General features: G+C 60.5%; 13 protein-coding genes. 11 read left to right on the forward strand and 2 right to left on the reverse strand.

Going from position 1 to position 17280, the window contains the following annotated elements; genetic code table 11:
• The first annotated feature begins 52 nt into the window (after window positions 1-52).
• The 5 genes from QMX91_RS01875 (at window position 53) to QMX91_RS01895 (ending at window position 6343) form a co-directional block, all read left to right on the forward strand.
• Window positions 53-1411: a glutamine synthetase family protein gene (locus QMX91_RS01875; protein ID WP_247267595.1), complete on the forward strand. Its 1359-nt coding sequence runs from the start codon at window positions 53-55 to the stop codon at window positions 1409-1411.
• Between the two features lie 204 nt (window positions 1412-1615).
• Window positions 1616-2704, forward strand: a complete 1089-nt coding sequence (locus tag QMX91_RS01880; RefSeq protein ID WP_282412172.1) for a polyamine ABC transporter substrate-binding protein — start codon at window positions 1616-1618, stop codon at window positions 2702-2704.
• Window positions 2701-4002, forward strand: a complete 1302-nt coding sequence (locus QMX91_RS01885) for an FAD-binding oxidoreductase (RefSeq protein ID WP_282412173.1) — start codon at window positions 2701-2703, stop codon at window positions 4000-4002. Before QMX91_RS01880 ends, QMX91_RS01885 begins: the two co-directional genes overlap by 4 nt.
• A gap of 117 nt (window positions 4003-4119) precedes the next feature.
• Complete coding sequence (locus tag QMX91_RS01890; RefSeq protein WP_115989804.1) at window positions 4120-5775, forward strand: MlaD family protein; 1656 nt, start codon at window positions 4120-4122, stop codon at window positions 5773-5775.
• A 16-nt stretch (window positions 5776-5791) separates the two neighbouring features.
• Window positions 5792-6343, forward strand: a complete 552-nt coding sequence (locus tag QMX91_RS01895; protein ID WP_223007460.1) for a PqiC family protein — start codon at window positions 5792-5794, stop codon at window positions 6341-6343.
• On the opposite strand, the gene QMX91_RS01900 is transcribed toward QMX91_RS01895, so the two are convergent.
• The gene (locus QMX91_RS01900; RefSeq protein WP_223007461.1) at window positions 6301-7611 is read right to left on the reverse strand and encodes a HAMP domain-containing sensor histidine kinase; all 1311 of its coding nucleotides are present in this window, start codon (window positions 7609-7611) and stop codon (window positions 6301-6303) included. The genes QMX91_RS01895 and QMX91_RS01900 overlap by 43 nt on opposite strands.
• Before the next feature lie 454 nt (window positions 7612-8065).
• Between QMX91_RS01900 and QMX91_RS01905 the strand changes: the two genes are divergently transcribed.
• The 6 genes from QMX91_RS01905 (at window position 8066) to QMX91_RS01930 (ending at window position 15992) form a co-directional block, all read left to right on the forward strand.
• Window positions 8066-8608, forward strand: a complete 543-nt coding sequence (locus QMX91_RS01905; RefSeq protein WP_262415545.1) for a histidine phosphatase family protein — start codon at window positions 8066-8068, stop codon at window positions 8606-8608.
• Window positions 8609-8902: 294 nt separating this feature from the next.
• A complete protein-coding gene (gene arnT, locus QMX91_RS01910; RefSeq protein WP_202368132.1) occupies window positions 8903-10624 on the forward strand; it encodes a lipid IV(A) 4-amino-4-deoxy-L-arabinosyltransferase in 1722 nt (573 codons plus the stop codon).
• Window positions 10621-12138, forward strand: coding sequence for a glycosyltransferase family 39 protein (locus QMX91_RS01915; protein WP_223007463.1), 1518 nt, complete (start codon window positions 10621-10623; stop codon window positions 12136-12138). Before arnT ends, QMX91_RS01915 begins: the two co-directional genes overlap by 4 nt.
• 186 nt (window positions 12139-12324) lie before the next feature.
• Window positions 12325-13338, forward strand: coding sequence for an iron ABC transporter substrate-binding protein (locus QMX91_RS01920; RefSeq protein WP_223007464.1), 1014 nt, complete (start codon window positions 12325-12327; stop codon window positions 13336-13338).
• 3 nt (window positions 13339-13341) lie between these two features.
• Window positions 13342-14937: an iron ABC transporter permease gene (locus QMX91_RS01925; protein WP_223007465.1), complete on the forward strand. Its 1596-nt coding sequence runs from the start codon at window positions 13342-13344 to the stop codon at window positions 14935-14937.
• Window positions 14934-15992: an ABC transporter ATP-binding protein gene (locus QMX91_RS01930; RefSeq protein WP_223007466.1), complete on the forward strand. Its 1059-nt coding sequence runs from the start codon at window positions 14934-14936 to the stop codon at window positions 15990-15992. Before QMX91_RS01925 ends, QMX91_RS01930 begins: the two co-directional genes overlap by 4 nt.
• Here the strand turns inward: QMX91_RS01930 and QMX91_RS01935 are convergent, their stop codons facing one another.
• Complete coding sequence (locus QMX91_RS01935; protein WP_027611947.1) at window positions 15993-16883, reverse strand: tyrosine-type recombinase/integrase; 891 nt, start codon at window positions 16881-16883, stop codon at window positions 15993-15995.
• Window positions 16884-17280 lie beyond the last annotated feature (397 nt).

Consider the following 17280-nt stretch of genomic DNA (forward strand, 5'->3'; position numbering starts at 1 on the left):
GAAGATGAAACCCGCCCTCCCCGGCGTCTATAAAACCAATAATGAGGTCTTTATGAATGCCCCTTTCGATCAGCTGTTCACGTGGCTGAAAGATCACAAGATTACCGAAGTTGAATGTGTGGTCAGCGACCTGACCGGCATCGCCCGCGGCAAGATCGCACCGACCAACAAGTTCCTGCATGAGCGAGGCATGCGCCTGCCGGAAAGTGTGCTGCTGCAAACGGTAACCGGGGATTTTGTCGACGACGATATCTACTACGACCTGCTCGACCCGGCCGACATCGACATGGTCTGCAAACCGGTGAGCGACGCCGTGTATGTGATTCCATGGGCGATCGAGCCGACCGCCATCGTCATCCACGACACCTTCGACAAGTTCGGCAACCCGATCGAACTGTCGCCGCGCAACGTGCTGAAAAAAGTCCTGCAGCTGTACACCGACAAGGGCTGGAAGCCGATCGTGGCGCCGGAAATGGAGTTCTACCTGACCCAGCGCTGCGAAGACCCGGACCTGCCACTCAAGGCACCACTGGGGCGCTCGGGCAGGGCTGAAAGCGGGCGGCAATCGTTCTCGATCGATGCCGCCAACGAATTCGATCCGCTGTTCGAAGACGTCTACGACTGGTGCGAGCTGCAAGGTCTGGATCTGGACACGCTGATCCATGAAGACGGCCCGGCGCAGATGGAAATCAACTTCCGGCACGGCGACGCACTGGATCTGGCCGACCAGATCACCGTGTTCAAACGCACCCTGCGCGAAGCGGCGCTCAAGCACAACGTCACCGCCACGTTCATGGCCAAGCCGATTGGCGACGAACCCGGCAGCGCCATGCACTTGCACCAGAGCGTGGTGGAAATCGCCACCGGCAAGCCGATCTTCGCTGATGCCGACGGCACGATGAGTGAGCTGTTCCGCCATCACATCGGCGGCCTGCAGAAGTACATCCCGAAAGTCCTGCCGATGTTCGCGCCGAACGTGAACTCGTTCCGCCGCTTCCTGCCGGACACTTCGGCACCGGTCAACGTCGAGTGGGGCGAAGAAAACCGCACCGTCGGCCTGCGTGTGCCGACCTCCGGGCCGGAAGCCATGCGCGTGGAAAACCGCCTGCCGGGCGCCGATGCCAACCCGTATCTGGCGATCGCCGCGAGCCTGCTGTGTGGCTACATCGGCATGGTCGAAGGCATCGAACCGAGTGCCGCCGTCGAAGGCCGCGCCTACGAACGCCGTAACCTGCGCTTGCCGATCACCATCGAAGACGCGCTGACGCAAATGGAAGAATGCGACACCGTTGCGCGTTACCTGGGCAACAAATTCGTGCGCGGCTACGTCGCGGTCAAACGCGCCGAGCATGAAAACTTCAAGCGCGTGATCAGTTCGTGGGAGCGCGAGTTCCTGCTGCTGAGCGTCTGACTCCAGCACAAATCCCCTTCCTCCATGGCATGACTTTTTGTGGGAGGGGGCTTGCTCCCGAAAGCGGTGTATCAGCCAGCTGTAATGTTGGAGGTACCGGCCTCTTCGGGAGCAAGCCCCCTCCCACAAAGAGCAGGGGAACAATGATCCATCTGAAAATCCAGAACCACCCGAAAAACTCCAATAATTCCAAGAGGTGTCGATATGCGTCTATTGAAATCCATGGTTCCCGCCGCACTGGCGCTGTTGTGCAGCACCGCAGCCCTGGCCCAGCCACAGGTCAGCGTCTACAACTGGACCGACTACATCGGTGAAACCACCCTCGCCGACTTCCAGGCCAAGACCGGGATCAAGGTGATCTATGACGTGTTCGACTCCAACGAGACCCTGGAAGGCAAGCTGCTCGCCGGCCGTACCGGCTACGACGTGGTGGTGCCATCCAACCACTTTCTCGCGCGTCAGGTGAAGGCCGGGGCGTTCCTCAAACTCGATCGCGAGCAGTTGCCGAACTGGAAAAATCTCGATCCCAAGCTGCTTGAACTGCTCGAAAAGAACGACCCGGGCAATCAGCACTCGGTCCCATACCTGTGGGGCACCAACGGCATCGGCTACAACGTCGACAAGGTCAAGGCTGTGCTCGGCATCGATCACATCGATTCCTGGGCCGTGCTGTTCGAGCCGGAAAACCTGAAGAAACTCACCCAGTGCGGCGTGTCAATGATGGACTCGGCGGACGAAGTGTTTCCGGCGATCCTCAACTACATGGACATGGACCCACGCAGCGAAAACCCGGAAGACTATAAAAAGGCTGAAGCGAAACTGCTGAGCATTCGCCCGTACATCACCTATTTCCACTCCTCGAAATACGTTTCCGATCTGGCCAATGGCGATATCTGCGTAGCCTTCGGTTACTCCGGCGATGTGTTCCAGGCGGCCAACCGCGCCAAGGAAGCCAAGAACGGGGTGAACATCGCTTATGCGATTCCGAAGGAAGGCGCCAACCTGTGGTTCGACCTGCTGGCGATCCCGGCCGACGCCAGCAACACCAAGGAAGCCCACGCCTTCATCAATTACCTGCTCGATCCGCAAGTGATCGCCAAGGTCAGCGCTTCGGTCGGTTACGCCAACCCGAACCCGGCCGCCAAGCAGTACATGGATCAGGCGCTGGTGAACAATCCCGAGGTCTACCCGTCGCAGGCGGTGCTGGACAAGCTCTACATCTCCTCTACCCCGCCCCAGTCGATCATGCGTCTGATGACCCGGTCCTGGAGCAAAGTGAAGTCGAACAAATGAACCAGTACAGCAAAGAACACGCCCGCTCCTATTACGCAGCTTCGGCCCGGGCCAGTACGCCCTGGCCGGCACTCGACGGTGACCTCACCGCCGATGTCTGCGTGATCGGCGGCGGCTTCACCGGGGTCAACACCGCGATTGAACTGGCGCAGCGCGGGCTGTCGGTGGTGTTGATTGAAGCCCGACGCATTGGCTGGGGCGCCAGCGGGCGCAACGGCGGTCAGTTGATTCGCGGTATCGGTCATGAGGTCGAAGGCTTTGCCCGTTACGTCGGCAATGACGGCGTGCGTTACTTGCAGCGCGCCGGGATCGACTCGGTGGAACTGGTGCGCCAGCGCATCACCGAGAACGCCATCGAGTGCGACCTGCGTTGGGGCTTCTGCGAGCTGGCCAACACTCCGGCGCAATTCGCAGCGTTCAAGGACGAACAGGTCAGCCTCGACAAACTCGGTTATCAACACCAGACCCGTCTGGTCGGCCCGGAGCTGATCCGTCAGCAAGTGGTCAACGCCGACATCTACGCGGGTGGTCTGATCGACATGGGGTCCGGTCATCTGCACCCGCTGGATCTGGTGCAAGGCGAAGCGCGTCTGGCGGCGTCCCTCGGTGTGCGAATCTTCGAGCAAAGCCCGGTGCTGCAGATCATTCATGGCGAAACCGTTGAAGTGCGCTGCGCCACCGGCAGCGTTCGCGCCGGCAGTCTGGTGCTCGGTTGCAACGCGCATCTGGATGAACTCGAACAGCAACTCAGCGGCAAGGTACTGCCGGCCGGCAGTTACATCATCGCCACCGAGCCGCTGTCCGAGGAACGTGCCGCGCAATTGATCCCGCACAACCTCGCGTTGTGCGACCAGAAAGTCGGCCTCGATTACTACCGGCTTTCAGCGGATCGACGCCTGCTGTTCGGCGGCGCCTGTCATTATTCCGGCCGCGACCCGGCGGACATCGCCGCCTACATGCGCCCGAAGATGCTCAAGGTCTTCCCGCAACTGGCGGACGTGCGCATCGACTATCAATGGGGCGGCAAGATCGGCATCACGGCCAACCGTTTCCCGCAGGTCGGCCGGCTCAAGCAGCAGCCGAACGTGTTCTACGCTCAGGGTTACTCCGGGCACGGCCTCAACGTCTCCCATTGGTGCGCCAAGCTGCTGGGCGAGGCCATTCACGCCGGCCACAGTCAGGGCATGGACGTGTTCAGCGCCGTGCCGCACATGACCTTCCCCGGCGGCCCGGCCCTGCGTTCGCCGCTGCTGGCACTGGGCATGTTCTGGTATCGCCTGCGTGAAATCCTCGGCTGAGGCATCCACCACGTAACCATCTCCTCGCTTATTTGCTCTATCGCCAAGCACTTCTATATTGATGAAGTGCTTTTGCGTTCCTGACGCTCAGCATCCACAAAACCGAGGAGGACATGGATGAAGTCGTCAGCCGCCGATGAGCCACGAGCACCGGGCCAAGCGCCGATCAAGACGCGTCGCTTCAGTATTTCACTGGTGTGGATCGTGCCGATCGTCGCGGTGCTGGTCGGTATTTCGCTGGTGGTGCACAACCTGATGCAGGAAGGCCCGACCATCGTCGTCAACTTCAAGACCGGCAGTGGCCTGACCGCCAACAAGACCGAGGTCAAATACCGCAATGTGGTGATCGGTCAGGTGACTGACGTCGAGTTGAGCGGCGATCAGAAGAGCGTCGACGCCACGATCAAACTGGCCAAGCAGGCCGAAACCTTTACCCGCGAAGACTCGCACTTCTGGGTCGTGCGCCCGCGCATCGGCGCAGGTGGTGTGTCGGGCATCGACACCCTGCTCTCCGGCGACTACATCGGCGCCGACATCGGCCAGTCCGACAGCCGCGCCAAACACTTCAAGGGCCTGGAGAACCCGCCCCCGATCACTTACGGCGAACCGGGCAAGCGCTTCATGCTGCATGCGCCGGATCTCGGCTCGCTGGACATTGGTTCGCCGGTTTACTACCGCAAGATTCCGGTCGGTCAGGTGGTGACCTACACGCTCAACCCCGAGGGCAAGGGCGTGGACATCGAGGTGTTCATCCATTCGCCGAACGACGCGTTCGTCACCGAAAACACCCGGTTCTGGAACGCCAGCGGCATCGACATCAATGTCGGCGCCAACGGCTTTGCAGTGAAGACCGAATCGCTGTCGACCATGCTGGTCGGCGGCATTGCCTTCCGTGCGCCGGATTACAGCCCCAACGATGTGGCAGCCGCCGACGACAAGGATTTCGAACTGTTCGCCGATCAGCAGACCGCCCTCGCCCCGCCCAACGGCAAGGCGCAATACATGGTGCTGCGCTTCGAACAGTCCTTGCGCGGGCTCAAGGTCGATGCACCGGTAGAGTTTCTCGGCATGGAGATCGGCCGGGTCGTCGGGATCAACCTGGACTTCGACGCGAAAAAACGCAGCTTCCCGCTTAACGTCGGCATCGTCATTTACCCCCAGCGCCTGGGGCAGGCCTACAAAAAGATGCTGACCGAATTCAAGCACGATCCCGACGACGAAGCCGCCGGCATTCGTTTGCTCGGCACCTTCGTCGACAACGGTCTGCGCGCCCAGGCCCGCAGCGGCAACCTGCTGACCGGGCAACTGTACATTGCGCTGGATTTCTTCCCGAAAGCCGAGAAAGTTGCGTTCGACGCGACGGCTCGGCCGGTGGTCTTGCCAACCGTGCCCGGCAGCCTCGAACAGTTGCAGGAAAAACTCGAAGCCGTGGTCGACAAGCTCAACAAACTGCCGGTCGAACGGATTGCCGGCAACCTCGACAGCAACCTCGTCGAGCTGCGCAAAGGCCTGACCCAGTTCAACGCGAAAACCCTGCCAAGCGTGCAGACCACCCTGGCCGACGTCAGCAAGACCTTGCAGTCCGCCAGCTCGACCCTGGCCGAAGATTCGCCACAGCGCGAGAAACTCACCGAGACCCTCGACGAACTCGGGCGCATGTCGCGTTCGCTGCGTGAGCTGTCGGATTATCTCGGTCGCCATCCGGAATCGCTGATTCGCGGTCGTCCCGACAACGCGGCGCCGCTTGATCTGAAAGGACCGCCGCGCAATTGAGCACAGGAGCTCCCCCATGGCTTTACCGCTGAAGATCACCGTGCTCGCTGCGTTCATGCTGCTGGGCGCCTGCCGCAGCGAGCCGATCAACTTTCACACCCTGACCCCGGTGCAACTGCCGCCGTCCCGCTCGGGCGCGCAGATTCCGATCGAGGGGATCAGCGTGCCGCCGCAGGTCGACCGCCCGCAAATCGTCATCCGTCAGGGCAACAATGGCCTGGCGATTCTGGAAACCCAGTGGTGGGGGGCGAGTCTGGCGGATGAGCTGCGCAGTGCCTTGAACGATCAACTGAGCAATACCGGCAGTCGCGGCAACGTCTCGGTGCGCATCGATGTGCAGCGTTTCGACTCGATCCCCGGCCAGTACGGGCTGATCGACGTCAAATGGCGCCTGCGTCCCAGCGGTGCGGCGGACAATGCTCTGCTGACCTGCCATTCAACCTTGCAAACTCCGTCCGGCCCGAGCATCGACGAACTGGTGGCCGCGCAACAGAACAACGTCAAGCGCCTGGCTGCTCTGATCAATCAGGCGGCGGGCAATTCTCGCGTCTGCCCTTCGGCCTCCTGAGCCGCCGACAGCGTGACGGTGAAACGGCAGCCGTTGGGTTCGCGAGTCACCAACTGAACCTGCCAGCGCTGATGGCTGCAAATCCGCTGCACCAGCGACAATCCCAGCCCAAGGCCTTCACCGCGCTGTTCGTCACCGCGCACGAATGGCTGGAACATCGCGTGACGTTTCTCCTCCGGAATACCGATGCCGCTGTCCTCGACCACGAAGCTGCCCTTGAGCAGGGTCAACCTTACAAAGCCCTGATCGGTGTAGTGCCAGGCATTGCGCAACAGATTGCCCATGACCGACTGCAAGAACGTCAGGTCATAACGCGTGGTGCCCGCCAGTTGCGGCTCGTAGATGAATTCCAGGCCCTTTTCACGAATGAGTCGCCCCCAGATTTCCACCTGGGCGTCGGCGATCGATTTGAGTGTGCAAGTGGATTCGGTGCCAAGCTCTTCCGGCTTGCGCGCCAGCATCAAGAAGGTTTCGACCAGTTGGCGCATTTCAGCGCTGGCCCGGGCAATGCGTGTGACCTGCTGAGTGGAACGCTGATCCAGCGAGGGGTTGGCCAGCAACAGCTCGCAGGAGCTGGCCAGAATCATCAACGGTGTGCGCAGTTCATGACTGACATCACTGGTGAAGAGTTTTTCGCGGTTCAGGGTTTCGCGTAACCGGCCGAGTGTCTGGTCGAAAGACAGGGCCAGCTCCCCTACTTCATCATCGGCGTAATCCGGATGCAGGGCCGGCGCCAACGCGATCAACTGATCACGATGCCGCACCTGCCCTGCCAGGCGAATCACCGGCGCCATGACCTGCCGCGCCAGCAGCCTGCCGAGCGCGACGGCCAGCATGACGCTGAGGATGAACCCGACAATCACCACCACGAACAGCAGGTGTTCACGCTGTTCGAAGCTTTCCTGATTGCGCAACAGCACATATTTGCGGCCACCGACCGCCTCGACCATCGCATAGAAGTCGTCGCCGTTGAACGTGATCTCTTGAAACCCCACGGGCAGTTCCGCCAGTTGCGGCGTCAGCGCCATGGGCCCCGGGCCGTTCTCGAAAAAAAACAGTTCGCTCTTTTCCGGCTCGTGGCGCCACTGGTTGATGTCGTCCATCGCCAACAACCGGCGCAGCCCACCGCTGAGGGCGGTCATGGTCAACTTGTGCTCCACGACATGCACGGTAGCCACAATGCCCATCGCGAAGACACCGGCCACCACCGCGCTCATCAAGGCGAACACAATCACGATCCGATTGGCGAGGCTTTGCTTGAGGTCCATCCGGTTCAATGACTCCAGTGCTGATGTCGGGGGCTGAAAGCAGCTGCGCCACGACGTTATCCAAAGTCGCAGCTTCGCCTCCACTGGCGCCATTGTTAAGTGGCCAAAACAAACAAAACGACTATTTGAGTTTAGTTATCAAATAGACTTTTCCGCTAATACCTGCGCTTCTCTCGCAAATTTTTCACATGTTCTTCACTGCCCCGCCACGACTCTGAACGTAGTGTTCAGCAGCCATTCAAGCAGATCCCCGTAAAGTAACTAATCTCCTGGAGCTTACGTTGCACTTTGCGTGTTGACTGAATGGAACTCGGGAATGACAAGGGGCAACGTTGTGGTTGAATTAGTACAAGTACAATCAGCGTCCAAGCGATGGGACCTGTCTCGTCCGCGCACTTGGGCAATCATTGCCGTCGGTTTGCTGCTGATCGCACTGATTTGCGGCTTCGTCTGGATGCAACGTTCGCCCCCCAACCTGCGCTATGCGAGTGCGTCGGCTACCCAGGAATGGGTGAAGGCCTGGCAGGCCGGTGAGGTCGTCGCACTGGTGCGACATACCGAACGTTGCGACCGCTCGACCAATCCCTGTCTGGGGCCGGCAGACGGTATCACCCAGGCTGGCAGCATTGCTGCAGCCGACGTCGGCCGTGGCTTTACGCAACTGGGTCTGGAAAAGACCCAGTTCTTCAGCAGCCCGTTGACGCGCACCATGCAGACTGCGCATTACATGCTCGGCCACGATGCAGTGGCGGCGGAATGGCTGGAAACCTGTGGCCCGACGATGCGCAATGAATTGGTGGCGCACAAGACCCCGGGACAGAACATGATTCTGGTAACCCACAGCGGCTGCATCGCCGACTTTGAACGGCAGACCGGTTACCCGCGCGCGGTCGCCGCCGAATATGGCAGCACTGTTTTGGCCCGGATAGATGCACAAGGAAAACTTGATGTAATCGGCATCATGAACCCCGAAGGCTGGCAGCGATTGACCAAGTAACCAGCAAACTTAATCAAGCACTAAACAGCTCGGCCAATGCTCTGGCGCAGGGTATTGGCGCGCATGAAGTTGTAATAAGAAATGTTTTTCAGACTGAAAAACTGGAAATATTTCATTTTAAAGCTTGTCTTCCCGAGGAGAACTTAAAGCTGGAAGCAGACCCGTTCTCTGAATGCAGGACACGCCCCTCGGCCATGCTCGCCTCTGCATTCATTCAACCCAGTGCCGCGCCTGCTACGGAAATCGCCGGGCCGTCACTGAAACGCACACTTTGTACTGCACCAAGGTCCAGTCATGACGTCTGAGAACAAACCGCTGCACCATGCAGCGCTGAATTTGCCGCGCCTCCACCAGAGCTCCCTGATCGAACGCTTTGCGATACCCGGTCTGGTGCTGGCATTCGTGGTGTTTTATCTGCTGCCGCTGATGACTCACGGTCTGTGGATTCCCGATGAAACCCGTTATGGGCAGATCAGCCAGGAAATGCTGCAGAGCGGCAACTGGGTGGCGCCGCACTTCATGGGCATTCGCTACTTCGAAAAACCGATCGCCGGCTACTGGATGATCGCCATCGGCCAGGCGATTTTCGGTGAAAACCTGTTCGGCGTGCGCATCGCCTCGGCACTCAGCTCCGGGGTTAGCGTGTGGCTGGCCTACCTGTTGGCCCGGCGCCTGTGGAACAACCCGCGAATCAGCGCCGCGTGCGCCCTCCTTTATATGAGCTTCGGCCTGATCGCAGGACAAGCCGGCTATGCCAACCTCGATCCGCAGTTCACCTTGTGGGTCAACCTGAGTCTGGTGGCGATCTGGTTTGCCATCGACAGCAACACCCCGCGCGCGCGCCTGGGCGGCTGGGCTTTGTTGGGATTTGCCTGCGGCATGGGCCTGATGACCAAAGGTTTCCTCGCCCTGATGCTGCCGGTGCTGATCGCCCTGCCCTACATGATCTGGCAACGGCGCTTCGGTGAACTGGTGCGTTATGGACTGGTTGCCGTGGCGGTGGCCGCGCTGGTCAGCGTGCCATGGGCACTGGCCGTGCATGCCCGTGAACCGGATTTCTGGCGGTTCTTCTTCTGGCACGAACACATCCGCCGCTTCGCCGCCGGTGAAGACGCACAGCACGCACGACCATGGTGGTTCTACCTGCCGCTGCTGTTTGCGTCCACCTTGCCGTGGGCACTGCTGTTGCCTTCGACGCTGCTGCGTACCTGGCGCGAAAAGCGTGATCCGAAAATCGCCTTCCTCGCCTTGTGGTTCCTGCTGCCGCTGGCTTTTTTCAGTGCGAGCAGCGGCAAACTGCCGACTTACATCATGCCGTGCCTGCTGCCATTGGCTCTGTTGATGGGCTACACCGTGATGAACTGGATAGCTGACCAGAACGGCCGCGTCTTACGCATCAACGGTGTGGTCAACGTAGTGCTGGCCATCGCCGCACTGATCGCGCTGATTTATCTGCAAGCGACCCGTGAAATTTACGAACACACCGAAATGTTCAGCCTGTCGCTGGGCTATATCGTGCTGCTCGGCTGGCTGATTGCCGGATCGCTGCAAGCCTTGCGCCCTCTGGCGCTGTGGGCGATGCCGGCGTTGGGCATCGGCCTGCTCGTCGCATTGCTGCCAGCGGCGATGCCGGCGACCATCGTCAACAGCAAGATGCCGGATCAGTTCATTGCCGAACATCAGCAGGAACTGAGCGAAACCAGCTCGTTGCTGAGTAACGACCTGGGAGCCGCTTCCGCATTGTCATGGCGTTTACGCCGCCCGCAAGTCGACCTGTTCAACACCGTTGGCGAGCTCAAGTACGGCCTCGATGACCCGGCCATGGCCTCACGCAAGGTCAGCCTCGACGGCGTAGGCGAATGGATGACCGAAGCGCGCAAAAAAGGCTCGGTGGGCGTGGTGATGCGCGTCAACAGCACCTCTGACGAGCAGCAACTGGAGCTGTTGCCGATAGACGGCAAGCACTACCGCCGTGGCCAGATCGAAATCCTCATCTTCAGCCAGAGCCAGCCATGACCCGGACCAGGACTGAACGGAGGCAATTGCTGCTTCTGCTGACGGCGACTGCCCTGCTGTTATTGCTCGGCCTGGGCAGTCGCGAGCTGTGGGGGCCGGAAACCCGCTGGGCCAACATCGCCTTGCAGATGCTGCAAAGCGGCGATTATTTCGACCCCTATCTCAAGGGCAGTCCTTATTACGACAAACCGCTGCTGTCGTACTGGCTGATCACCGCCACCTCCTGGTTCACTGGCGGACTGGGACATTGGTCGTTACGCCTGTCTTCGGTGATTTCCGCGTGGCTTAGCGTGTGGCTGGTGTACCTGCTCGGCGAGCAACTGTTTCGCAAAGGCACCGGGCTGATCGCCGGCTGGATGCTGGCGACCACCTTCTATTTCGTGTTCTGGGCGCGAGTCGCCACCGCCGACATTCTCACCGTCTGCGGCGTGCTGGCGGCCGTCTGGTGGTATTGGCGCGGCCCGGATGACACCCGCTTCTGGCGCTACGTGGTGTTCTTCGGCCTGCTGTCGCTGACCTCGCTGTTCAAAGGCCTGATCGGTTTCATCCTGCCGGGGCTGGTGCTGCTGCCGCACCTGCTCAGCGAACACCGCTGGAAACGTCACCTGAACCTGCGACTGTTCGGCGCGCTCTTGATCGCCGGGGCGTTTTACATGGCGCCGTTCCTGTTGTCTCACCTCTACGGTGCGCCCAACTACGAACAAAGCGGCCTCGGCCTGGTGCTGCGTGAAAACGTCGTGCGGTTTTTCCAGCCGTTCGATCAGTTCGGGCCGATTTACACCTACTTGATCTACCTGCCGGTCTACACCCTGCCATGGGCGCCGTGCTGGTTGATCGCCTTGTGGGTGGCCGCGCGCCACTGGAAGCACATCGAACCGGATACCCGCTGGCTGATTCAAGGGCTCGCGCTGCTGATGCTGTTCTTCACCGCCAGTGGCAGTCGCCGCAGCTACTACGTCTTGCCGCTGGTGCCCTTCGCGCAATTGCTGGGTGCCTGGTGGGTGACCCGGCGCATGGCCGCCCGCAACAGCGAAGGCCGTGGGCTGAAGATCGGCTTCGCTGTCACTACTATGTTGCTCGCTGCGGTACTGGGTGTGCTTTACCCATGGACCAACAGCGGCGGCGGTGTCATCCGCTTCGGCGAGCAGGTTCGCGAACAGGCCAGTCAGCAGGCACCATTGAATCAATGGCGCATGGTCATGATCGAGGTCGACAACAAAGTACCGATGTATCTGCAAACCGGTGGTGCACCGTTCTACTACGTGCCGGAAACGATCGAGGACTTCCCGCACAATGGCGACACAGCGACGCTGATCGCCTGGCTGGAAAGGACCAGCGGGGAACATTGGGATCCGCAACGCACGATCTTCGTCGCGCAATATCGTTCCGGTGACGCCGTGCCACTGGATGCGCTGAAGGCTGATCACCAGGTCATCACCACCACCCCGACCCGTGGCGAGCAGCTATTCCACGGGCGTGAAGACCAGAGCGTGGCTTACATCCCCCACTCCTGAGCAATGACGTTAAGACAAAAGTGGAGAGTCGCGGTAAATTTGAATGGCAATGACAAGTATTAACGGCTTCTTTGACGTTTTTTTCTCATTTGCCACCCTACATTGCCGCGACTCGACACTTGCAAATCGTTCGCATTGTTTCCTGCGAGGGTTTGCTCATAACGTCTGAAAACAGGAGCTGCCCGAATGAATCCACGCTTTCCATCCTTCTTCAAGCGCGCATTGCTGGCCACTGCGTTGCTCGGCACCGGGCAGGCTTTTGCCGCCGATTCGGTGGGTCTGGTGGTCTACAACGCGCAGCATGAAACGCTGACCAAGGCCTGGGTGGCCGGCTTCACCGAGGAAACCGGCATTCCGGTGACCATTCGCAACGGCGATGACACCGAGATGGGCAACCAGCTCGTGCAGGAAGGCGCCGCCTCGCCGGCAGACGTATTCCTCACCGAAAACTCGCCGGCGATGGTGCTGGTGGACAACGCCAAACTGTTCGCCCCTCTGGCGCCCGCTACCCTTGAGCAAGTCGATTCCGCCTACCGTCCGGCCCACGGCAATTGGGTCGGCATCGCCGCCCGTTCCACCGTGTTCGTCTACAACCCAAGCAAACTGACTGAAAAAGACCTGCCCAAATCCCTGCTCGACCTCGCCACCCCGGCCTGGAAAGGCCGTTGGGCCGCCTCCCCGGCTGGCGCGGACTTCCAGGCGATCGTCGCCGCTGTCCTGCAACAGAAAGGTGAAGCTGCCACGCTGGAATGGCTCAAGGGCATGAAGACCAACGCCACGATCTATCGCGGCAACAGTGCGGTGCTCAAAGCGGTGAACGCCGGGCAGATCGACAGCGGTGTGATCTACCACTATTACAGCTTCGTCGATCAGTCCAAGACCGGCGAAAACAGCAAAAACACCAAGCTGTACTACTTCAAACATCAGGATCCGGGCGCGTTCGTCAGTACCTCCGGCGCCGGCGTGCTGGCCTCGAGCAAGCATCAGGATGAAGCGCAGAAGTTCGTCAAATACATCACCAGCAAGGAAGGTCAGGTAGTTCTCGAAACCGGCACCTCCTTCGAATACGCCGTGGGTAAAGACGCGCCGTCCAATCCGAAGCTCACTCCGCTGAAAACCCTCGACGCGCCGAAAGTCGATGCGTCGACCCTCGACAGCAAAAAAGCCGTCGAGCTGATGACCCAGGCCGGATTGCTCTAAGTGATGCCCGAAACCTTGCCTGCACCGGCCGTTGCGACGGCCGCCGCCAGCCTCCTTCACCCGCCCCGTACGCTGGCCGGGCGTGGCAGTTCGTGGGTGGTGAGCTCGGCGGTGCTGGTGTCATTGCTGTCACTGCTGCCGATTGCGTTCGTCATCGGCGTGGCGTGGTACACCGGTTGGGCAACCATCGAAGCCCTGATATTTCGCCCGCGGGTCGGCGAATTGCTGATCAACACCGTTCTGCTGGTGCTGATCACCCTGCCGCTGTGCATCCTGCTCGGAACCACCCTGGCCTGGCTGACCGAGCGCAGCAATCTTCCCGGCCGACGCTTGTGGTCAGTGCTGGCGGTCGCACCGCTGGCGGTGCCGGCGTTCGTCCACAGTTATGCGTGGGTCAGCCTGATTCCGTCGATCCACGGTCTGCCGGCCGGTGTGCTGGTGTCGGTGATCGCCTATTTCCCGTTTCTGTATTTGCCGATTGCCGCGACCTTGCGCCGTCTCGATCCGGCGATTGAAGACGTCGCGCAATCCTTGGGACTCAAGCCGTGGGCGGTGTTCTTTCGGGTGGTGTTGCCGCAATTGCGCCTGGCAATCTGCGGTGGCGCGTTGTTGGTCGGTCTGCATTTGCTGGCCGAGTACGGCTTGTACGCGATGATCCGTTTCGACACCTTCACCACGGCGATCTTCGATCAGTTCAAATCGACGTTTAACGGCCCGGCGGCCAACATGCTCGCTGGCGTTCTGGCGCTGTGCTGTCTGGCGATGCTCACCGCCGAATCTGCCGCCCGTGGCAACGCCCGCTATGCGCGAGTCGGTTCCGGCAGCGCCCGGGATCAGCGCAGCGTGCAACTGGGCCGAGGCGTGACAACCCTGGCTTTATTGCTGCAAACCTTGACCTGCCTGCTGGCACTCGGTGTGCCGTTGCTCACGCTGGGCCGCTGGCTGCTGGCCGGTGGCGTGCAGGTCTGGGAAGGTGACGAGTTGCTGCCGGCGCTGCTGCAGACCTTGTCTTACGGAGTGGCCGGCGCATTGCTGACCAGTGTCGCGGCGATTCCCATCGCGTGGCTGTCGATCCGCTCGCCGGGCAAACTGCAGCGCTTGCTGGAAGGCTGCAACTACATCACCAGCTCCCTGCCCGGCATTGTCGTCGCGCTGGCGTTGGTCACTGTGACCATCCATTTCGCCCGGCCGATCTACCAGACCACCATCACCGTGCTGCTGGCTTACCTGCTGATGTTCTTGCCGCGAGCACTGGTCAGCATGCGTGCCGGTTTCGCGCAGGCCCCGGTCGAGCTGGAAAACATCGCACAAAGCCTTGGCCGCTCGCCGATACGCGCATTGTGGCTGATCACCGTGCGCCTGGCGGCCCCCGGCGCGGCGGCAGGTGCAGCGCTGGTGTTTCTGGCAATCACCAATGAGCTGACCGCAACCCTGCTGCTGGCGCCCAACGGCACGCGGACCCTCGCCACCGGATTCTGGGCGATGACCAGCGAAATCGATTACGCCGCCGCCGCGCCCTACGCGTTCTTGATGATCCTGCTTTCACTGCCGCTGACGGCCATTCTCTATCACCAATCCAGGCGTACCGCTGGCCGATGAACGCTCTCGAACTGCTCAACCTCAGTAAAACCTTCGGCGCGCAAAAGGCGCTCGACGACGTCAGCCTCAACGTGCCGACCGGCAGCCGCACAGTGATCGTCGGCCCCTCCGGTTCCGGCAAGACCACGCTGTTGCGAATGATCGCCGGCTTCGAGTTTCCCGACAGCGGCAGCCTCACCCTCAACGGCCAGACGCTGGTCGACCGCAGTCACGCAGTGCCGGCCTATCAACGGCAGATCGGCTACGTACCGCAAGACGGCGCGTTGTTCCCGCACATGACGGTGGCGGCGAACATCGGTTTCGGCCTGGCCCTGACCGGTGCGGCCCGCACCCAGCGCATCCTTGAATTGATGGACAGCGTCGCCCTCGACGCCAACATGGCCAACCGTTGGCCCCACGAATTGTCCGGAGGCCAGCAACAGCGGGTCTCGCTGGCCCGTGCACTGGCGCAGCAACCACGGCTGATGCTGCTCGACGAGCCGTTCTCCGCCCTCGACACCGGTTTGCGCAGTGCCATGCGCAAAATGGTCGCGCGCCTGCTCGAAGACGCCGGCGTCACCACCATTCTGGTGACCCACGACCAGAGCGAAGCGTTGTCGTTTGCCGATCAATTGGCGGTTATGCGCAGCGGCCGGCTGGTGCAGTCCGGGCATCCGATGGATCTCTACCGCTATCCGCAGGATGAACAGACCGCGCACTTTCTCGGCGAAGCGGTGGTCCTGCCCGCGCGAATCGAGGCGGGTTGGGCGCATTGCGATCTGGGTCAGGTGGCGGTGAACAGCAACGGCTTCAGCGGCGCCGCGCAGATCATGCTGCGCCCCGAGCAATTGCAAATCGCCGAGGTGGCGTCTGACGGTCAAAGCTGCCCTGCGCTGGTCACCGACCGCGATTTTGCCGGCAACACCTGCACCCTGACCGTTGAACTGAGCTCATCCGCGACTCAGGATCCGGCCCGTTCGATTCTGGTGCGCAGCTCCGGCATGCACGCGCCGCCCGCCGGCAGCGCGGTGCAGCTGTCGGTACTCGGTGCGGCGCATGTGTTTGGCCTGAGCTGATCAGAGATCGAAGCGATCCACCGCCCGCCGCCGCTCGTTGTCATCGCGCACATCGTAGTTGGCGGTGGTCTGGATGTTGCTGTGATGCGCCAGTTTCTGCGCGATCGACAGGTCGTGCTCCTCGATCACCCGAGTGATGAACGAGCGACGGAAATCGTGGGGCATGATCTTCACCCCGACCTGCGTGCCGCGCTGGCGGGCGATGTAGTAGATCGCATGCTTGGTGATCCGCTCGCGGGTGATGTGGCTGCCACGGCGAATACGGTTGAACAGGAAGGCATCGTCGCTCTCGCCTTCCTTGAGCTGCGAGCGGCGCAGTTCGAGCCATGCATCGAGCTTGCTGAAAGCCCATGCCGGCGCGTACTTGATCAACTGCTTGTTGCCCTTGGCGGTGACGCACAGGCTGCGCTCGCTGAAGTCGACCTGATTCAGGTCCAGATCCACCGATTCCGACTTGCGCATACCGGTACCGTACAGCAGCGCGATGATTGCTGCATCACGCAAGCCCTGCGGGCGTGGGTCGGCGGCGCAGACTTCCATCAATTCGTGAATCAGCGTGCGCTTGAGATTGCGCCCCTGAGACAGCCGCGTGCCGGCAATGCCCTTGACCGAGCGCATCTTCAACAGATGTTCCTGGCTGATCAGACTCATGCGCCAGGCCTCATTCATCACCCCGCGCACCGCATTCACATACAACGAAGAAGTGTTCGGTGCGTAGTTGTCTGCGCGCAATGCAGCGACCAGTGCAACAACATCTTCCGGCTGCAAGGCATGCCAGGGAATCTCTTCGACATTCATGTCTTCAAAGCCCAGGCGATCGGCCGCATCTTGCAGCACGTAACGCATGGTCAGTTGGCTGGAGGGCGCCAAACGCGCGAGGTACAGGCTCATCGGGTTGGTTTTTGGAGCGTCGGGGGTTGCAGCAACTAAATCAATCAAACGTTAAACCTTGAGTAAAAAACGTACAGCACTACAACAACTAACAAATGCAATGTACTTGAAGTAAAGAAGGTACTTGAGCGGCACTGTCCGACAAAAAACTGCGATGGACGGCAGAAGCCTGAACAGCGGCTGTATAAGTGACAGATAAACGATTCGCCAACCGGTTTTTCATGTTCCTTTCACAAAAACCGGCATAACCTTAATTCCCATAGGTTCGGTAGTGGCTATGCCCCAACCTGCCGGGCAAATCGTGAAAAGTCAATCAATCCCCGACGTCATGCTTTTTTTGCCAAGTTATTGATGCAGGAGCGCTTTTCTGTGTCTACGCTGTGGTTGGATCCAACAG

It is taken from the genome of Pseudomonas sp. PS01299 (assembly GCF_029960145.1).
Taxonomy (GTDB): Bacteria; Pseudomonadota; Gammaproteobacteria; order Pseudomonadales; family Pseudomonadaceae; genus Aquipseudomonas; species Aquipseudomonas putida_A.